This is a genomic window from Actinotignum sp. usb-actsch-rep-73, from assembly GCF_059082735.1.
Genome location: NZ_JBHNPV010000064.1, coordinates 97,622 through 116,125 on the forward strand (window position 1 = coordinate 97,622; position 18,504 = coordinate 116,125).

At 57.1% G+C, this 18,504-nt stretch carries 15 protein-coding genes, 2 tRNA genes and 1 pseudogene; 15 read left to right on the forward strand and 3 right to left on the reverse strand.

Annotated features, from left to right (window positions below):
* Positions 1-48: 48 nt before the first annotated feature.
* From AC5RE1_RS04940 to AC5RE1_RS04975, 8 genes are all read left to right on the forward strand, one after another.
* On the forward strand, positions 49-1,530 hold the full coding sequence (locus AC5RE1_RS04940; RefSeq protein ID WP_480939405.1) for a purine-cytosine permease family protein: 1,482 nt from the start codon (positions 49-51) through the stop codon (positions 1,528-1,530).
* Positions 1,523-2,386: a purine-nucleoside phosphorylase gene (locus tag AC5RE1_RS04945; protein ID WP_493938420.1), complete on the forward strand. Its 864-nt coding sequence runs from the start codon at positions 1,523-1,525 to the stop codon at positions 2,384-2,386. The genes AC5RE1_RS04940 and AC5RE1_RS04945 overlap by 8 nt, the downstream gene beginning before the upstream one ends.
* 299 nt (positions 2,387-2,685) lie before the next feature.
* A tRNA-Arg gene (locus AC5RE1_RS04950) sits at positions 2,686-2,758 on the forward strand.
* A 402-nt stretch (positions 2,759-3,160) separates the two neighbouring features.
* Complete coding sequence (locus tag AC5RE1_RS04955) at positions 3,161-3,355, forward strand: hypothetical protein (protein ID WP_006680855.1); 195 nt, start codon at positions 3,161-3,163, stop codon at positions 3,353-3,355.
* Positions 3,355-3,738 carry a hypothetical protein gene (locus AC5RE1_RS04960; protein ID WP_006680856.1) on the forward strand — a complete coding sequence of 128 codons (384 nt, stop codon included), beginning with the start codon at positions 3,355-3,357 and terminating at the stop codon, positions 3,736-3,738. The genes AC5RE1_RS04955 and AC5RE1_RS04960 overlap by 1 nt, the downstream gene beginning before the upstream one ends.
* Before the next feature lie 314 nt (positions 3,739-4,052).
* Positions 4,053-5,468, forward strand: a complete 1,416-nt coding sequence (locus tag AC5RE1_RS04965; RefSeq protein ID WP_006680858.1) for a L,D-transpeptidase family protein — start codon at positions 4,053-4,055, stop codon at positions 5,466-5,468.
* Between the two features lie 94 nt (positions 5,469-5,562).
* Positions 5,563-9,807: a PDDEXK-like endonuclease domain-containing protein gene (locus AC5RE1_RS04970; RefSeq protein ID WP_493938421.1), complete on the forward strand. Its 4,245-nt coding sequence runs from the start codon at positions 5,563-5,565 to the stop codon at positions 9,805-9,807.
* A 3-nt stretch (positions 9,808-9,810) separates the two neighbouring features.
* Entirely contained in the window at positions 9,811-10,131 is a 321-nt protein-coding gene (locus AC5RE1_RS04975; protein WP_257878475.1) for a toxin, read from the forward strand.
* Positions 10,132-10,286: 155 nt separating this feature from the next.
* Here AC5RE1_RS04975 and mscL read toward each other — a convergent pair whose 3' ends face one another.
* The 3 genes from mscL to AC5RE1_RS04990 all read right to left on the reverse strand — a co-directional run bounded on the left by mscL (position 10,287) and on the right by AC5RE1_RS04990 (position 12,120).
* The gene (gene mscL, locus AC5RE1_RS04980) at positions 10,287-10,682 is read right to left on the reverse strand and encodes a large conductance mechanosensitive channel protein MscL (RefSeq protein ID WP_006680861.1); all 396 of its coding nucleotides are present in this window, start codon (positions 10,680-10,682) and stop codon (positions 10,287-10,289) included.
* Positions 10,683-10,708: 26 nt separating this feature from the next.
* Entirely contained in the window at positions 10,709-11,329 is a 621-nt protein-coding gene (locus tag AC5RE1_RS04985) for a CpaB family protein (RefSeq protein WP_103632092.1), read from the reverse strand.
* Positions 11,330-11,397: 68 nt separating this feature from the next.
* Complete coding sequence (locus AC5RE1_RS04990) at positions 11,398-12,120, reverse strand: 5-formyltetrahydrofolate cyclo-ligase (RefSeq protein WP_285069505.1); 723 nt, start codon at positions 12,118-12,120, stop codon at positions 11,398-11,400.
* Between the two features lie 35 nt (positions 12,121-12,155).
* Between AC5RE1_RS04990 and AC5RE1_RS04995 the strand changes: the two genes are divergently transcribed.
* The 7 genes and pseudogenes from AC5RE1_RS04995 to AC5RE1_RS05025 all read left to right on the forward strand — a co-directional run.
* On the forward strand, positions 12,156-12,560 hold the full coding sequence (locus tag AC5RE1_RS04995; RefSeq protein ID WP_219585651.1) for a hypothetical protein: 405 nt from the start codon (positions 12,156-12,158) through the stop codon (positions 12,558-12,560).
* Positions 12,560-13,789 (forward strand): molybdopterin molybdotransferase MoeA, encoded by a 1,230-nt coding sequence (locus tag AC5RE1_RS05000; protein ID WP_480939396.1) that lies wholly within the window; start codon positions 12,560-12,562, stop codon positions 13,787-13,789. The genes AC5RE1_RS04995 and AC5RE1_RS05000 overlap by 1 nt, the downstream gene beginning before the upstream one ends.
* 106 nt (positions 13,790-13,895) lie before the next feature.
* Entirely contained in the window at positions 13,896-14,645 is a 750-nt protein-coding gene (locus AC5RE1_RS05005; RefSeq protein ID WP_480939395.1) for a GNAT family N-acetyltransferase, read from the forward strand.
* A gap of 210 nt (positions 14,646-14,855) precedes the next feature.
* Positions 14,856-15,965, forward strand: a complete 1,110-nt coding sequence (locus AC5RE1_RS05010) for a hypothetical protein (protein ID WP_460257211.1) — start codon at positions 14,856-14,858, stop codon at positions 15,963-15,965.
* 211 nt (positions 15,966-16,176) lie between these two features.
* Positions 16,177-16,252, forward strand: a tRNA-Ala gene (locus tag AC5RE1_RS05015).
* A gap of 422 nt (positions 16,253-16,674) precedes the next feature.
* Positions 16,675-16,943: pseudogene (locus AC5RE1_RS05020) on the forward strand (IS256 family transposase); the annotation flags it as partial.
* A gap of 278 nt (positions 16,944-17,221) precedes the next feature.
* Positions 17,222-18,504, forward strand: a 1,283-nt coding sequence (locus AC5RE1_RS05025; RefSeq protein WP_493938422.1) for a leucine-rich repeat domain-containing protein, incomplete at its 3' end; no start/stop codon positions are given.

Genomic DNA, 18,504 nt, shown 5'->3' on the forward strand with positions numbered 1-18,504 from the left:
ACTACCGATCCTGCGGTTCGCCCTGATCTACACAGACAAGGAACGTCTATGAGCACGCCAGAAATGGCAGCGGACGCAACCCGCTCCGTTTCCCAGTCCGGCATCGAAACTGCCGGCATTGAAATCATCAGCGACGAAGAACGTACCGCTAAGCCCCATAACCTGTTCCTGCCCTGGTTCGCATCGAACATCTCCGTGTTCGGCATGAGCTACGGCGCCTGGGTTCTCGGCTTCGGAATTTCCTTCGCGCAGGCAGTCATCGTCACCATCATTGGTGTCGTTGTCTCCTTCATCATCTGTGGCGTCATCGCCCTTGGTGGTAAGCGTGGCTCCGTACCGACCATGGTCATGTCCCGCTCCGCCTTCGGCGTGAACGGCGCGAAGATCCCCGGTATCTTCTCGTGGCTGACCTCTATCGGCTGGGAAACCTCCCTCGCCATCACCGCCGTCCTAGCGACCTCCACCGTGTTCGTCCGCCTCGGCTGGTCAAGCGAAGACGGCAACGCCGTCAAGATCGTTGCCGCCGTTGTCGTCGCAGCGCTCATCGTTCTCGGCGCAGTTGCCGGCTACCACATCATCATGAAGATGCAGGCAGTCCTCACCTGGTTGACCGGTATCACCACGATCATCTACATCATCCTGGTCGTCCCGCACATCGACTGGTCCGCACTCGGCGCAATCGAATCTGGTTCACTGGCTGCAACGATCGGTGCTGCCACCATGGTCATGACCGGCATGGGTCTTGGCTGGGTCAACATTGCTGCTGACTGGGCGCGCTACCAGAGCCGCGACGCCGATGGTAAGTCCATCGTTTTTTGGAACACCTTCGGTGGCTCGCTCGGCCCGGTCGTCCTGATCACCTTCGGCCTCATGCTTGCCGGTTCTGACGCTGATCTGTCCGACGCCATCGGTGGCGATCCGGTTGGTGCACTGGCCAACCTGCTGCCGACCTGGTTCCTCATTCCGTTCCTGCTGACCGCAATCCTGTCCCTGCTGTCGGGTGCGATCAACGGTATTTACTCCTCCGGTCTGACCCTGCTGACGCTGGGCATCACGGTGCCTCGTCCGCTGGCTTCGCTGATCGACGGTATCATCCTGACCGCTGGCACGATCTTCGTCGTGTTCTTCTCCCCGGACTTTATCGGCCCGTTCCAGTCCTTCCTGATCACCCTGGGTGTTCCGCTCGCTGCATGGGCAGGCATCATGATGGCTGACATTACCCTGCGTAAGGCTGACTACGACGAGAAGGCCCTGTTCGATGCTTCCGGCATCTACGGTTCGATCAACTGGGTTTCCATCGTTATCATGGCCGTCTCTTGCGTGATCGGCTGGGGCTTCGTGATCAACTCGTTCGCTGAGGCTGCCGCATGGAACAACTGGCAGGGCTACCTGCTGTGGATGCTCGGTGGTAAGGAAGGCCCGTGGGCATACGGCAACATCGGTGTCATCCTTGCTCTGATCATCGGCTACGTTGTTTACCTGCTGGCTTCCATGAAGAAGATCGCTGCTCAGGAAAATCGCAGTGCCTGATTTATCGGTTGCCGTTGTGGATGCTGCGCGTAGTGAAGCGTTGGACTACTGCTTCCAGCGTGACCCGCTGGTAGCGGACGAGGTGCGTGAGGGCGCTCAGCTGATCGCAACGCGCACCGGCGTTGAACGCCACGACGCGCTTGTCGTTCTTGGCTCTGGTCTGCGTGATGCGCTGGACGAAATCGGGAAAATCGAGGCTCGCCTGCCCTTGGCAGACCTTCCCGGCGTTCCGGTTCCGGCGGTTGAAGGTCACGGCGCTGAATTGCTGAGCGTGCGCGTGAATGTGCACGGTGGTCGTGAGAAGCACCTTTTGGTTGCTACCGGTCGCGTCCACCTGTACGAGGGCTATACGCCGACACAGGTCTGCCAGCTGGTCCGCGTCTGCGCGATGACGGGCATCACGGTCGCGATTCTGACGAATGCTGGCGGATGCCTGCGTAACTGGACAGTGGGCGACGTGATGACGATTGAAGATCACTTCAATTTCTCTGGTGTTTCCCCGTTCGAGGGCCCGGTGTTTACCGACATCTGGCAGGTCTGGTCGCCACGCATTACGCGTATCCTGGCTCCGATTAGCGACCGCGTGGGCACGTACGGCCTGCTGCGCGGCCCGGAGTTCCAGACGGCAGCTGAATCGCGGATGCTCGCGAACAATGGTGTGGACACCGTTGGTATGAGCACGATCCTTGAAGCGATCTCGCTCCACCAGCTGGGCGTCGAGGTTGGCGGTCTGTCCGTCGTCTCCGACCTCAGTTTTGACGACACACCAACTGAACACGAGGATGTTCTGCGCGCCATGAGCGTCGCGTCTCCGAAGGTTGCTAGCGCGATTATCGAGTGCTTGGCTGCCCTCTGATTCGTAGTACTCGTTTTCTGGTGGGGTGAGGCTTCGGCCTTACCCCACCAGTGTGTTTCGGCGGGGTTTTGTGCGGTGGTGTTCTGCGCCGGCGATGGGGGAGTGGTGTGGCGGTGTACGCGGCCTCGTGGATGAGGGGCGGGCGTGTGCACTGCGCGCTAGCGGATGATTGACGAGGCCATACGTACAACTGGCGCCCGGTGCTGTGCGCTCGCGCGTGGAGCGAAAGTCGGCGAGGCTGGTAGAGTTGGAGGCGCTCAGACTGCCGGCGCGTTCGTGCGCAGGATATGGCTGGCTAAGCCCTCGTAGCTCAGGGGATAGAGCACCGCTCTCCTAAAGCGGGTGTCGGACGTTCGAATCGTCTCGGGGGCACAAGAAACGTTGGAATATCAACGAAAAGTGATCGGGGTTCTGAGCCAAAAAACCGCTCAGAACCCCGATCTACGTTCCTATCTACACTCTTTGCCCTCGATTAGAACTCGTAGGCGTCGTCGAGGTCGCGGGTCGCGGTCTCGATGGTCTCGCGGAGCCGTGCTTGAAGCGTCCTGGGTTTTGTTCCGCTTCTTAAATGGGTGCCAGTTCTCTGGCACGGACTGCACCTGACGCGACACTTTTGCCCTGAAACGCGTGGTTGTGTCGCGTTGGGTGTAGGTGGTGACGCGCGACGAGGTGCGGGTTAGGGGTGGGGTGAGGTCTGACGTGTTCACTTCGGACGTTTCAAGCGATACAGAGGCACCTCTTCCGTGAACGAGGTGCTGACTGTACGCTTGGACTATGGAAGAGCTCGAGCCCCTCGGGTCGACCGCCCCGTCGCCCGAACAGCAGATACCGACTCGCTTTGACCGGCACGCGCCCGCACCTTTCACTCCGAAAGCAGTCGTGGCGCTGATTGTCAGTGGCGTTGGAGTTCCCGTGCTCTTCTATGCGGGTATCGCGTTGCGGGGCTTCCTGATCTGGCAGGTGCAGTGATGCGTCGCGCCGAATGGATTTTGTTGCTCGTCGTATTCGTCGTGCAGGTGGGATATCAATTCCTGCTGTGCCACGTTGATGCCATGCGCACGATGATTGACGATGAAAAAGGGCTGTCGGGAATGTTTATTGTCCTGCCGCTTGTTGCCTACGTGTGCGCGATGGTGTCCGCGTATCGCTGGGGTTTTCGATTCTGGCGCCCGGTGCTCCTTGCCGTTGTGACGACTATTGCGTTCGTTGTCTCAGTTCCCGAGGCGTTTGGCCTGACCTCGCCCAGAGATTGGGGCGACCTTGCGGTGTTCACGCTGATGTACTTCGTGCCCGCCATTGTTGGTGAGTGCATCGGTGCTCTTATTCGCCGGTGGCGATCTGCGCTTGGTTGAAGTCGACGGAGACTTTCTGACCTCCAGTCGCGTGTACTACTTGGAATCAACTGTGGAGTCATTCAGCGTCACCGAGTCAACCGTGCCTTCGGTGTAGTCGGACTGTAGCGGATCCTCGAGGGTGACGAACTTAAAGTGTGTGCCAGAAGCGATTGGCGCAACCTTAGCGGTGACAGGCAGGTTAACCCGAGTGGAATGATTGTGAAAAAAGAAATGTCGACTGAGGCGACATTAACAGTGTTTGACAACTCAACGACTTTCCTCAGCAAGCATCAGCCCATTACGATTGTGAGCGGAATGAAAGGCAGTGACGCATGACCCGAATGAAATGGCTGATTGCAGCGATCATTGGAGTATTAGTTGTTGTCGGTGGTGCCGGCACGGCGTACGCCAGCTACTACTCTGATAAAGCTCTTCCGACCGCATCCGTTGGCGGACACAATGTCAACGCGATGAATCGTGACGAGCTTGTCGCATGGATCAACGATCAGGCCTCCCAGGTTTCAATTGACATAGATGTTGACGGTACCCCGTCAAAGGCATCGCTTGCAGATCTGGGCGTCACCGTTGATGCGCAAGCGTCAGCGGATCAAGTTCTGGCTTCTTCGGATTCCGTCTGGGAACGCTTCGTTGGCCTGTTCAAGCGTAGCGACTACCCCCTTGTTTCCTCTACTGATAAGAAAACCTTCAACGCCTACATGGCTTCCCTGGTGAAGTCCGTCGGCGAGGCCCCCAAGTCGGCGACCGTTTCAGTCGATGAGCAGGGTGCGTTCGTTGTGACCCCCGGGGTACCTGGTATCGCGATTGATGCCCAGCCGCTGAATGATGCTGTGGCCACGGCGTTGCAGACTCTGTCCTCACAGGCAATCTCCGTTTCGCCGTCCACGCAGGACCCGATTGTGTCTGACAAGCAAGCTCAAAAGGTTGCCGACGCAGCCACCGCTCTTGTTGCTCACTCGGTGACGATCAGTGACGGTATTAAGGACTACACTGCCGAAACCGTCGACCGCGCAGCGTGGGTTGCTCTGCCCGGCGTTGATGACGTAGAAGGAACCCCTTCCATCGATCCTGAAGCTGTCCAGGCATGGGTTGATAAGACTGCTGAAGCAACGAACGTTGCCCCAACCCCGGCAATCAACAACGTTGATGGCGCCGGTAATGTCCTGGCCGAATCGATGCCCGGCAAGGAAGGCGAAGCCGTCAACAACTCCGCTCAGGTGGGCGCCGATGTGGTTGCTGCCCTGAATGCTGGGACCGACTACTCGGGTAGCTTCGACTATGACAAGGTTCCGCCACCCACTGAAACGCGCCCCGTTATGGCGGGCTACGAAGCCTACCCATATGCCATGCATGAGGGTGAAAAGTGGATCGATATTAACCTGACCACGAACCGCCTGACCGCCTACGAAGGCCAGACCGTTGTCCACGACCCCATTGCGGTCAACCACGGCGCCCCCGGTCATGAGACCGTCACCGGTACCTACCACATCTACCTGAAGTACGAGAAGCAGGACATGGGTTGTACCCCCGAGTGGCCCTACTGCGCGAAGGATGTGCCGTGGGTTTCCTACTTCACCGGTTCCTACGCGATCCACGGTGCTCCGTGGGTTCGCCAGTTTGGACTAGGCTCCGTTGGTGGTTCGCACGGTTGTGTGAACCTGCCCGTCGCTGAAGCACACTACGTCTTCAGCTGGGCTGATTCCGGTACTGCCGTCGTCACTCACTACTGACATCAATTGTGAGACGCGTTGCCGCGTAGGGGAATCTGCCCCTACACGGCAACGCCTCCGTTGAAAACCGAGGCCACTCCACTACCGTGGAATCGTGGCCTCTAGTTTTTTCTCACGTCATTCACGAACGCCCTCGTCGCAGCAACAGACTTCTGTTGCGCCGACAGAGGAGTCAGCCCAGCCGAACACGCACCAGCGTCTTCGCGATCAACTGACTGTGTGGCAAGATGACCTGCTTCGCCGGACTCGCATTGATGGTGCGGATGCTCCTCGTCTGACTATCGGCGCTCCGCACCCAGGTGGGCTTGCGAAGCTCTACGCTGACCAGCCGACGCGTCTGTCCCTTCTCATCCGTGAGCCTTCCGCCTTGAAACGAGGCTTGGATCATGCGCGCGCAATCATGGCGCGTTCAAGTGAGCTCACTGCACGCCACGGTGTGGGAACTGTTCACATGTCTATCGGCTACGCCCGATGGATGAATGCTGGCGAATGGGCCAGCTCTGCTGTCCTGCTTCGCCCTGTTCTTCTTGAAGACCAACCTGATGACGTGACGATTCGTCTGGCTTCTGGCTACAAGCTGGACAATACGATCACGTCAGCTCTGTTGAAGAGCGGAGTCGCAGTCGATGCTGAGGCGTTGATTGATGAAGCGACATCTATCCACGGGTTCTCTTCGTCCAAGGCGTTGGCGAAGGTCCGCGAGTTGGGTCGTCATCTTGACCAGTTTGAGCTTCGTGACGAACTCATCATCGGCCTGTTCGAGCATCCGGCTTCTCAGTTGCACCGCGAGTATGACAATGCTGAGCATATTTTGAGCTCGGATATTGTGCGTGCTCTGGCTGGCGATCAGGAAGCTCGCCAGAACACTCATCGCGTACTGCCGGATTCTGTTCCAACTGATCGCGATCCGTGGAAAGAACGTGGCGCAGGCGATTTGACGCCTCAGCAACAGGATGTTGTTGAAGCTGTTGCTTCGGGTCGTTCTTTCGTTGTGGATGTGCCTCACGGTTCGGATGACACTGCGCTGGTGGGCGCGATTCTTGCTGATAGTGCGGCCTATGGTAGGCGCGTGATCCACTTGGGGGGTTCGCCGTCGCGTACGACGATGGCTGAAGAGCGTCTGCGTTCCTTGGGGTTGAGTGAAGCGGGGGTCCGTCTGGATGGCACTACCGCGGACGGGTCTGAAATCCGTGCGCGCATCCATCAGGTGATGACCGATACGTCCCCGGTTGCGGATATGGGTGAAGTGGACGAGATACGTACCAAGCTGCGCGATGTACGTTCGCGTTTGTCGTCGTACACAACGTACTTGCATCGTCCGTTCCGCGCATTTGGGGCAAGTGCGTACGAGGCTCTTCAGGTGCTGACAGACCTGACAAGCGAGCATCCGAGCCCTTCTACCCGCGTTCGTTTCCGCGAGGATGTTCTGTTAGATATTGCTCAGGATCAGGGCGCGAAGGCTAGGGAGCTTCTGCACGAGGCCTCGAACTTGGGTCTTTTTGCACGCGCAACGGCGCATACCGCATGGAAGGGCGTTGTTATTTCGTCGGACGAGCAGGTTCCTGACGTTTTGTTGCGCGTTCATCGTTTGGCAATGGAAAGCTTGCCTGAACTTCGTGTTCGTATCAGCACGATTGCGGGTGAAGCGGATATTCGAACTGCGACAACTCTGTCTCAGTGGCTCGCTCAACTGCATATGTTTGAGGGTGTTCGCGACGTTCTTGATATTTTCACTCCGCAGATCTTTGAGAACTCGGCTGCTGACATGGTGATTGCGACTGCGTCGAAGCAGTGGCGTGCCGCCCACGGCATCACGATGAAGCGTTCAGAACGGACGCGTCTGTTGAAACGAGCCCAGGACTTTGTTCGTCCTGGAACGCATGTTTCGGACCTGCACGCTGAACTCCTCAAGGTGCAGGAACGTCGCGATGTGTGGCGCGACCATACCGGTGGCGACGGTTGGCCGACTTTGCCGAACCGTATGAATGAAGCGATCGAATTGACGACAAGCATTCAGGATGATCTGAAGGCTCTGCGCCCGATGTTCTCGACGGGTCATAAGAACTTCGAAGAGATGACGATCGTTGATCTGGCGGCGTTGTTCGAGTCCTTGGATACTGATCCCGAAGGTGCACGTGAACTGCCACGTCGCGTCACAGTGCTGAAGAAGCTCAAGGGTGCAGGTTTGGCGTCGCTGGCTGAAGACTTGCGTGATCGTCACGTTGATGACGAGATGGTGGATTCAGAACTGGATCTGGCGTGGTGGGCATCAATTCTTGGCCTGATGCTGGCAAGCGATCCGCAACTGGGTGGTTTCGACCCCGCTCATCTTGAGGCCACGCTTGAGTCTGGTCGTGCCCTGGATCTTGCCCAGGTGAATACGTTGGCTCCGCAGGTTTTGGGTCAGCTTCGCAGGTTGCGTTTACAGGCGATGGCGACACGCCCGGACCAGCAAGAACAACTGGAAGCTCTATTGGCTTCGGGCACGCCCGTTGGCGCGCTTGATTTCTACAACGCTCTTCCCCTGGTCCGTTACCTGGTGCCAGTGGTGTTCACGGTTCCTACGTTGGTTCCCGCGATCGTCAAGGCCGGACATCATGTTGACCTGCTGATCCTGGACGATATTGATGATCTGCCACTGGTTGAACTGATCCCGATTATTGCTCGTGCTCGCCAAGTTGTTGTACTGGCAGACTTGTCTGGCGCTCACGAAGGTGGGGCGGCGCGTGTGCTGGCCAGTGTTCTACCAACGACGCGAATGGACGTTGCACCGACGCGTTTGAATGACCAGGTTGCATTGCTTCTTGCTCGCCATGGCATCGACCATACGGGTGTCCCGGTCCCGTGGACGGCTGCAGCCGCTCCGATTACGGCGTTCTGGTGCGAAAGCTCCGGTATGCCCGCTCCGGGTTCTCACGCAGTGGAATCAACCACCGCGGAAGTCGATGCTGTCGTTGAACAGGTCATCGAGCACGCCGTGTCTCAGCCGGAACGTTCGCTGGGTGTGATCGCCCTGTCAACTACGCACGCGAATCGCATTCAGCGCGCGATCGAGAAAGTCCGAGCCTCGGAACCCGGACTGGCATCCTTCTTCGACGAAGCAACCGCTCAGCCGTTCGCTGTCGTGGATCCTGGCGGCGCTCGTGGTTTTAGTCGCGATCGGATCATCATTTCCGTTGGTTTTGCAAAGACCCCGCACGGGCGTGTGATCCATGATTTCGGTGTCTTCTCCAGCCAGAACGGGCTGTCGGCAATGTCGGATGTTTTGCGTGCGGTGCGTGGTGATCTGACGTTGATTTCTTCGATTCACTCCGGCGATATCGATCCGTCGCGTCTTTCCGCTGAAGGCGCCCAGATGCTCTACAACCTGATTGAGATTGGCGAAGGTCAGTCCGGTGTGGGGAATGGAGGGTGGCCGGTTCTGGAAGCTGAACCGGATCGTCTGCTGATTGACTTGGCAGAACGCCTGTATTCGATGGGGCTTGAGGTAGTCCCGAACGTGGGTATCCCGGGTGGAATGCGTATTCCGCTTGCGATTGGCCACCCGGAGGTTCCCGGTCGACTGCTTGTCGCGGTTTTGACTGATGATGAAGCGTATGTGGCGGAGCCGTCCTTGCGTGTCCGTGACCGTATGTGGCCGGCGATGCTTGAAGCCCAGGGCTGGAAGGTCCATACGGCGTTATCGATGGCCGTTTTCATTGACCCGGCAAAGGAAGCAAACACGATTGTTCAGCTTGTTTTGGATGCGGTGGATGAAATCAACGGTGTGCCTGACCAACAGGTTGTCGAGGTCCCGATGGTTGTAGACGTGGATACCTCTGGCCCGGATACGTTGGTTGGCTTGAACGCTCCTGAAGTTGCATCTAGCGATGCGGGTCCTGCTGTGGCCCCCGCTCCGGTCTTGGCTCCCAGCGAGCAGGTAGTTCTTGAGCCTGAGGTACAGATCGTCCTGGAAGAACCGGCTGAATCCGGTGGCGTTGGGGCACAGACGGATGACGTAGTCACGGAGCCTGCGAAGTCGGATCATCAGATGGATGCCCGCGAGCGCGCTGACGAGGTGATTACGGGCATGCTCGAGATCATCGTTGCGAATCAGCCTGAGACGGCGCGTGGTCCGCGTCCGGCGATCGCCCCTGGCCTGCCACTGGCGGCCTACTCTGATGATCAGCTTGATGAGATGGCGATGTGGATCCGCTCTGACGGCGTCGATCGCTCGTTCAATGAGTTGATTGACGAGTTGCGTGACGCTTTGGGGATTACTCGTCGCGGTTTCCAGTCTGATGCGGTGCTGGGCAACGTCGTGCGCAGGACTCGTCCGGCTGCCCCTGACGAACAGTGATTCATGGTGTCTGAAAACCTGAGCGTCTCGACTGATTCGCCCGCGTTCACTCCCTCTGATCGGCGAGTTTCTGCTGAGCAGAGAGCGACTGTCGATCAGAGTGCGCCTGTTGAGCGTACGAAGAAGCGTCGTCGCGTGGCGACTTTCGTGTCTGACGTGGATCGTAAGTTGATTGCTCACGGGGTCGCGCCATCGTGGGAGGATCGCGTTCACCCCGACGATCGCAGGGCAGGTTCGTTCGCGGATTCACCGGATCGTGGGGATGGGGCGAATGATCGTCGTCTGCTGGACAACGTTCCGCCTCACGCCCAAGCGCGCGCTTAGGTGCTCTTCGTTTTCTCCTATTGAAAAGGCCTCTCCCGTCACTTCATCGCCTGTCCTTTAAACAAGCGGACTAGGGAGCTTATATCCGTGCATAGCAAAAGTGGCTCCGTCCCTGTAGGGATGGAGCCACTTGAACGCGTGTAAGGAACTGAGTCTCAGTTCTTGTTCGCCAACAGGTCGCGGATCTCGGTGAGGAGCTGTTCTTCGGTGGAGGGAGCTGCCGGTGCTTCTTCTACAGCTTCTTCCTTCTTAGCGGTTGCGGCCTTGATCTTGTTCATCGGAGCAACGATCGCGAAGTAAACAGCAATTGCGACGAGGAGGAAGTTCACAACAGCGGTGATGATGGTGCCCGGCCGAATCGGGTCAGAGCCGTTGATCGTGAACTGGAGGACGGAGTCGAAGTTCGGCTGACCGATGACGGCGCCGATGATGTCCATGATGACGTCTGTGATAGCGGTGACGATGGGGGTGAAGGCTGCGCCGATGATGACGGCGACTGCGAGGTCAAGAGCGTTGCCCTTGGAGATGAATTCCTTGAATCCCTGGATCATTGTGATCTCCTGATTGAAGTGTCCCGCTAGCCATGTGGTGTAGCCAAAGCGAGGCCGAGCGTATGTGTCCCGGCGTGGCCGAGAACGGTGTCGGTTACTGCTTCGTCAACGATGAGGTCGAGACGAGCAGTAGCAGACGATCCCCATTGGGATGCGTCGGTTACTGACACTGAGGATATAAGTGCTTGATTAGTCAATAAAGATGCTGAACAGGTGTTTACGTCACAGTTGTCAGGAAAACCCCATAAAACCACGGAATCTCCGGCCTCAAGTGGGGGGACTTGTGTCCTATCTAATATGACAGAAATCAGGTTTTGTCCGGGTTTTAAACTTCGCCCTAACGCTGATCCTGCCATGACGCTTTCCGAGAGGATTGTGCCTTTCGTGGCTGGCTCTCCTGTCCAAGTAGCGGGTAATACGTCGGTCGAGGTAATGGCGTCGGCGGGGACGAGCCGTTCTGGGACCTCGATTGGCGTGACCGCTGAAGAGTCGATGGCGTCCCCGCGTTCAATGTCGGTGGCGAGGATCAGCACTTGATGTCCGCCAGAATGAGGGAGCAAGGTCAAAGCGATTGCTCCGATGGTGAACACGAAGATGATGGCGAGTCCAAGCCTGCGGATCGCCGTGAACGAAATGCGTCTGGTCATACCTCAAGTAAAAGCACGCAGTCGCAGCCTCGCACCTGAGCGAAACGGAAACTGTGGATAAGTGGCACTTAGCGCGAATTGTGGATAAGTCGCGTGTAACCGCTGGGAGTCAGCACCCCGTTCACCCGCTGATCGTGAGGCTCAACGGGCAGATAATCGCGAGGATCGGAGAAAAACTCATTGTCGAAGACTACGGCGATAATCGGAACACCAGGCCGAGCGTGCTCGAGCGCCCGGTCGTACCATCCGCCACCCTGCCCAAGACGGACTCCTCGCGCATCCACAGCCAGTGCGGGTACAACGATCAGGTCGGCTTTCGCCAATTCGTCGGCGCTCTCTATACGCGTAGGAGTAAACCGCGGGCCAGTAGACACAATAGATTCCAGGTTCGCCTCCATTGGCTCTGCCGCCTGCGGGCGCGAATCCACGTACGTCCAGGCCACGCCAATAGCTGCCTTCCCATCTGGGTCGACGAGGCCGGGAATCAAACACCACTCACACGCTTGAAGTAGCCCGGCAGTGTCAGGTTCGCTGGGGCTTGAAATGAAGAGAGCGGGAAGAAAACTCGCGCCCTGAGCAGGGGGAGAGGACACAGAGGTAAGCGCGGTCTCGTCAACTGGCGCAGAGGATACAGAGGCGGAAGAAAACCCGAAATCTGCCAGCACCTCGGGCCACAACGCAGCCAACTGAGCGCGTTCACGCGCACGCTGATCGGCGGAAGTGCAGACCCGACGCTGACTCCGCTGTGTGCGGATTCTCGCGCGAATGAGGGCTTTGTCCTCGTGTATCACTCGGTTTTGCTCCTGCTCGAACTAGGGTGGAGAGCATGATCGAGCAGCATGAGACTGTCACCCACGCGGTTGTTCCCGCCGCGGGACGCGGTACCCGTTTCCTGCCGATCACACAGTCTGTTCCAAAAGAAATGCTACCGAACGTCGGGCGCCCAGCGATCGACGGACGATACATGTGTGACCCCATCGTTGTCGACGCACTCACACACATCACTCCAGGAGCCGGCGGCGAATACCAGCTGACCGACGCATGTGCCCAGCTCATCGCCACGCCGCGCGAAAACGGTGGCGGACTGTACGGTGTCAACATCGACGAACCCCGATACGACACCGGCGACAAACTCGGCTACCTTAGAGCCACCATCGCCTTTGCGCTCACCGACCCAGACATGGGGCCGGCACTGCGTGAATATCTGAACACCCAACCGAATGAGGCCTGATGCGAAGCGTTGCAGAGTTCTACCAAGACTGTCTTTCAGCCGTAGCCCAGCAGCCACCACTGGACGTGCAACTCGCGGACGCAGTGTCCTGCGTTCTTGCCGAGGACGTTGAAGCTCCCTTCGATCTTCCGGTCGCTGACCTTGCGGCCCGCGACGGCTACGCGGTGCGTTCCGAAGACCTTGCCGGCGCTCGCCCCGACAACGAACTCTCCCTGCGCGTCACCGAAGAAATCCGCGCGGGCGACGTGAACCCCGCAGCACTGGTGCCCGGAACCGCGATTCGTATCGCCTCTGGTGCCCCGATGCCGGCCGGTGCCGATTCGGTGATCGCCCTTGAATTCACTGACCACGGCATGGCGCAAGTCAACGTTCGAACCCAGCCAGCAGTCGGCGAAAATATTCGCCGAAAGGCAGAAGACGTTGAAGAAGGCGAAATTGTCCTGCGAAAGGGAACCCGCGTTGGTGCCCGCCAGGTCGCGTTGCTTGCAGGTGTGGGTCGCTCGCGCGTGTACGTTCACCCGCGTCCTCGCGTCGTCATCCTGTCCATCGGCGACGAAATTGTTGAACCCGGCGAAAAAGCGCGTCCTGGCACTGTCTTTGACGCAAACGGTCACGCCCTCTCAACGGCTATCGCCGATGCGGGGGCTCAGACCTTCCGCGTTGCCGCGGTCCCAGACGAACGCCACGTCCTGAGCGAAACCATCGAAGACCAGCTTGTTCGCGCAGACCTGATCCTGACCACCGGTGGTATCTCGCACGGTTCAGGCGACACGGTCCGCGAGGTCCTGTCCACGCTGGGCACCGTTCGTTTCGACAACATTGCCGCGTGGCCGGGACACATCCTCGGCGTCGGAACTGTCGGGGGCGACGACAACGGTGGGGGTGGAACCCCGATCTTCTGTCTTCCCGGCGACCCGGTCTCTGCCCAGGTCTGTTTCGAAGTCTTTGTTCGCCCAGCACTTCGTCATATGCAGGGCTGGACCCAGCTGACCCGACCGTCTGTGAAGGCTGCCGTCGACCGCTCTTGGTACTCACCGCGAGGCCGTCGCGAATTCGTTCGTGTCCGCCTAGTCGGCGACCCTAAGACCGGTTACCAAGCGAAGGTCATGGGTGCTCCCGCATCGCTCCTGCTCAGTGCGCTCGCGGAATCCAACGCGCTTGCCATTGTCCCTGAAAGCACAACTAACGTGCATACGGGTGACATGTTGCAGTGCTTGGTTCTTGAGTGATTCTTAGACCCGCTCGCTGCTACCTGCTAGTGATCAGCCGTCACCTACTGTCTTCCGGCCGCTAGCTTCAGCCCGACCAGTCGTCGACTACGTAGAGGACCAGATCATGTTTGGACACTTCATCCGGATCTGGGGCAGAACTCTTGGTGAACTGAGCCTTGAGGTCCGCGACCCAGTCGGTGAAGGGTTCATGCACGGGCGAGCGGCCTCGTCGATGACGAAATCGGTGGAGCACGAAGGTAGTGCGAAACCCAAGAAAGAGCAGGCGGAACTGCATCCGAAATTGCTACGAATTCGCCCTGCTTACGCCGGCGCTCACACGGCGATCGACCGAGTACGACGCGAGAACGCCGATTGGCTACAGCCCTGGGACGCAACCCTGCCACCGAACACGTACGGCAACGCAGGCCAGACGCTTGGCGAATATACGCGCACCATCGACAGAGCTCAACGCGCGGGGCGGGCGCTGGTGATGAAGCTTGAAATCGGCGGCGAGATTGCTGGACAGTTCTCGCTGACCAACGTGACGCACGGGGCGATGTCATCGGGGATGCTCGGCTACTGGCTGGCGGAAAAATGGGCTGGACGAGGGCTGGCAACATTCACCTGCGCGGCGATCATCGACCTGGTTATCGGCGAACTGGGACTCCACAGGATCGAGGTTGTGATCCGACCCGAGAACTGCGCATCGCTGGGAGTTGCTCGTAAGCTCGGTCTGCACCGTGAAGGCCTGCGACCGCGCTACATGTACATCGACGGCGCGTGGGCGGACCATGAAGCGTTTTCGATCGACACGGAGTCTCTGCCGGCCGGTGGATTAGTGAAGAAAATTTACGGTCACGCGATCAGCCGGTAGATGTCGCGTACGAGGTCCCGACCGGTGGTGTTGCCTAGTTTTCGTGTGGGCTGAACGCGCAGTCTTCAGGCGGGCTGAGGGTGCAGTCGTAGCGTGGCTGGTGGGGCTGATGTTGCGATTGTTGTATGTGTGAAAGTGGCTTTGATCAGGAAACACAACACGCGCCCACCCCACCATTCAAACGCATGTGAAAACCCATAGCGTTGTCTCGTGGAGTTTGGCGGAATCATCATCATTGCAACGGTAGTGACACTACTGGGGCTGATTCCCCTGCTCGCTGCCCGACAAAATGCGAAAACTTTCAGCCGTGAAAGTGACCGTTTCTCAACGGGCATGAAGCTCCTCAACAATAATGAAAGCAACCGCCAAACCTGCGGTCGATCTACCGGGCAGTTGCTCGGTGTTCATCGCACAATTACGCAAAGGGCAACGATCGCCATGGCAGATCAAGCTGCAATGAATGCGAAGATTCGTATCGAGCACCGCGCAAATAAAGCCGTGCGTGAGATTGCTAAGCTTCGTGCGCGTCGTGCTGCGCGCCTCGCCGCTGAAGCGGCTGCAGGTCGCCGTCGCCTTGGAGTCAGCGCCACCTGCGCTGGTCTGAGCGGACTGGTCGCCATCGTCTGTGCCGCGCTTTCGGCGTCTTTCCTCTGGACTCTGATCCCCGCAGCTCTGCTTGTCATGTCCCTAGTTGCCTCGCGTATGGCGGCAATTCGTTCCGACAAAGCAAACGAAGCTGAGCTCGAATTGCTCGAAAACCTGCGCAACGCAGCCTCGGCTCGAGGAGTCCGCAAGGAAGAATCCGCACCCGCCCCGAAGGCGCAAAAAGACGACCTCTTCGCCGGTATCACCGCAGATCGTTCCACGTCTCGCGCGACGGTCTCCCCTGCATCGCACGCACTTGAAAAAGTTGAGCTGGACGCATCCGCTTCTACCTCGCTCGCCGAATCTGGTGACACCAACGTGATCGAGATGTCCAATGTGCCCGCCGATGCGCTCAGCGGTGAAACTCAGACGGACCTCGTCAATGCTGAAGACGAAGCCGAAGAACTTGCACTGACCGGCACCACCGTTGAGCGTCGCACGTGGACCGTCAACCCGATCCCCGCGCCACGATACGCAACGCGCGGTCGCGTCAGCGGTCGTTCGGTCCACATTGACACCGACATCCGCGGAATCCCGAAGGTTGGCGTGGCCGTGCCGGCTCGCCCGATCGCAGCGACTGTCGCCGAGAACGCCATGACCACCGAACAGGTTGTCGCAGACCAGGCTGTTGCGCTTGACTTGGACGCCGTGCTGGATGCTCGTCGCGCGCAGTAACTGACACTCGTGCTGACGCTCTGACTTTTGGACAGGCTCACCTGAACCTTTTGGACAGGCTCACCCGAACGCCGGGTGAGCCTCTGTTCACTATGTGCGCTTCTCTACGCGCGTTCGAAGGTTGAAGCGTTTGAGTTCGGTGCCTCGTTCCTGAGTCTTCGTTTCCCGTTTTTCATCGCTGCCCGTTGGGTGTTATGCTAAACGGGCACCTGGGGCTATGGCGCAGTTGGTAGCGCGTCTCGTTCGCAATGAGAAGGTCAGGGGTTCGAATCCCCTTAGCTCCACCATCTGCACTCTACTTTGGATACAAAAGTGTGAGTGCGAACAGGACCCCTTGGGTTCCGGGTTTTACTAGGTAAAACAAGGAATTCGAGGGGTTTGTTGTGCTTCTGGCATGGTTCGGATCGGGCGTGGAAGAGGGTGTCCGAGCAGGTTTTAGGTGCTTCGATCGGGTCGCGAATAGTGCTCTCAGGGGGTAGCGCCAAAAAGTGTGCTTCGCGCCGAAAAGTATGAGTGCCGCCGAAAAGTATCGGATAGACAGAGAAGTGCGGGATCCATCGATATGCTCGTAGACAGCGAGTTGCCTTGGCACGCCACTCGCGCCGACCCACGAGGTCGTCACCCTCGATCTCCCGCAACACCCTGTAGCTGCGAGTTCGGGGTAATGCATGGTGGCGGCTCATGTCTTTGCGTCACGTACATACACGCTCAGTCACTGAATTACCAGCTACGTAAAATCATCAAAACCACAGGCCATTTCCCCCTCCGATGCAGCCGCTGTCACACTCATGTGGCTAGCGATAACAAATATCGAAGACGAACGAGCCAGGCAACGAGCTAAACAAGCCGGCCTACCCAAAGGGCAACCCCCGAAAAGCACCAGGCAAACTAATCGAAGGACTAGCAATCCAAAGATGGCAGAAAGTACTTGGCGAACTAGCCCTACACTACCCAGACCGATTCCCAACCACTATTTAATAAAAACCGTTTACACCAAAAACTTGACAAGCCCTTTCATTGGCACGGCGATTACTTTACTGATGGGCAGGTTATCGACACGATAACCCCCGCCCTGCAAGCCCAAAAAAATCCTAGACAAACTGGGTCACTAAAATTGCACGAGTCAGAAGGTTTTTGTTCTTGGATATTGATATGCACCTTGACGCCCCCCGGTATGAAACAATGTGTATGTCTTGTTTCTGGTGTTTTTGGTTCGCTGGGGGCACTTTTAGGTTAATTTTGATGAGGAGATGATGATGTCAGCTTTAGGACAACGATTTTTTGGGGGGATAGTGGCCGTTTTAGCCGGTCTGGCGCTGACGTTCCAGTTCCCTACCGCCACCTACGCCGCCGATACAGCTATCGACGAAACCAACTTCCCAGACACTAACTTCCGTAACTACGTTTCCACTAATGTTGACAGCAATAATGACGGTATCTTGCAGCAGTCGGAAGCAGACAAAGTCTTTACAATCAATATTAAGAACAAGTCAATCACGAGCTTGAAAGGTGTGGAGCATTTCACCAAGCTGGAAAAGCTTTACGCGATCCAAAATCGGTTGACAGATATTGATGTGTCGCACAACACTAACCTGACATGGCTTGATTTAAGCAATAACCAGTTGGCAGGTATTGATGTGTCGGCCAACACTAACCTGACAAAGCTTATTTTATTCAATAATCAGTTGACAGGTATTGATGTGTCAGCCAACACCAACCTGACATGGCTTAATTTAGACAGTAATAAGTTGNCAGGTATTGATGTGTCGGCCAACACTAACCTGACATGGCTTAATTTAGACAGTAATAAGTTGACAGATATTGATGTGTCAGCCAACACCAACCTGACAGAGCTTGATTTAGAATCTAATCAGTTGACAGCTATTGATTTGTCGCACAACACTAACCTGACAGAGCTTCGTTTAAGCGATAATAAGTTGACAGATGTTGATGTGTCAGCCAACACCAACCTGACAACTCTTGGTTTAGGCTCTAATCAGTTGACAGATATTGATGTGTCGCACAACACTAACCTGACAAGTCTTGATTTAAGCAGTAACCAGTTGACAGACATTGACGTGTCGCACAACACTAACCTGACACGTCTTGATTTAGAATTTAATCAGTTGACAGATATTGATGTGTCACACAACACTAACCTGACATCGCTTTATTTACACGATAATAAGTTGACAGATATTGACGTGTCGGCGAACACCAACCTGACAGATCTTAATTTAGCCGTTAATAAGTTGACAGCTGTTGATTTGTCGGCCATTAATAATCTGAGTAGTTATTTTTCTAGCGTAAAAGATCAGAGTCAGACGGTGCGTATTTCTGGGTCATCTCGCCTGGTGCCGGTGAACCAGTTGTCGGCTGGATTTGATGCAGGTAAGGTGAGCAACCTGATAGGCGCTACTATCGTTGATGGCCTGTTGCAGGTTGACGAGGGCGCCACTCAGGTAACCTATAGTTACGCCACTGGCAACGGTAGGGTTCCATCAATGCCGGTTACCTTGCAGGTGACGTTTGCCCCGGT

Bases quoted from the DNA above. Each gene is read 5' to 3' on its own strand.
- AC5RE1_RS04955 (WP_006680855.1), top strand. From the start codon at position 3,161: ATGGAAGAGCTCGAGCCCCTCGGGTCGACCGCCCCGTCGCCCGAACAG.
- AC5RE1_RS04975 (WP_257878475.1), top strand. From the start codon at position 9,811: ATGGTGTCTGAAAACCTGAGCGTCTCGACTGATTCGCCCGCGTTCACT.
- AC5RE1_RS05005 (WP_480939395.1), top strand. From the start codon at position 13,896: ATGTTTGGACACTTCATCCGGATCTGGGGCAGAACTCTTGGTGAACTG.
- AC5RE1_RS04940 (WP_480939405.1), top strand. From the start codon at position 49: ATGAGCACGCCAGAAATGGCAGCGGACGCAACCCGCTCCGTTTCCCAG.
- AC5RE1_RS04995 (WP_219585651.1), top strand. From the start codon at position 12,156: ATGATCGAGCAGCATGAGACTGTCACCCACGCGGTTGTTCCCGCCGCG.
- AC5RE1_RS04960 (WP_006680856.1), top strand. From the start codon at position 3,355: ATGCGTCGCGCCGAATGGATTTTGTTGCTCGTCGTATTCGTCGTGCAG.
- AC5RE1_RS05000 (WP_480939396.1), top strand. From the start codon at position 12,560: ATGCGAAGCGTTGCAGAGTTCTACCAAGACTGTCTTTCAGCCGTAGCC.
- AC5RE1_RS04985 (WP_103632092.1), bottom strand. From the start codon at position 11,329: ATGACCAGACGCATTTCGTTCACGGCGATCCGCAGGCTTGGACTCGCC.
- mscL (WP_006680861.1), bottom strand. From the start codon at position 10,682: ATGATCCAGGGATTCAAGGAATTCATCTCCAAGGGCAACGCTCTTGAC.
- AC5RE1_RS04965 (WP_006680858.1), top strand. From the start codon at position 4,053: ATGACCCGAATGAAATGGCTGATTGCAGCGATCATTGGAGTATTAGTT.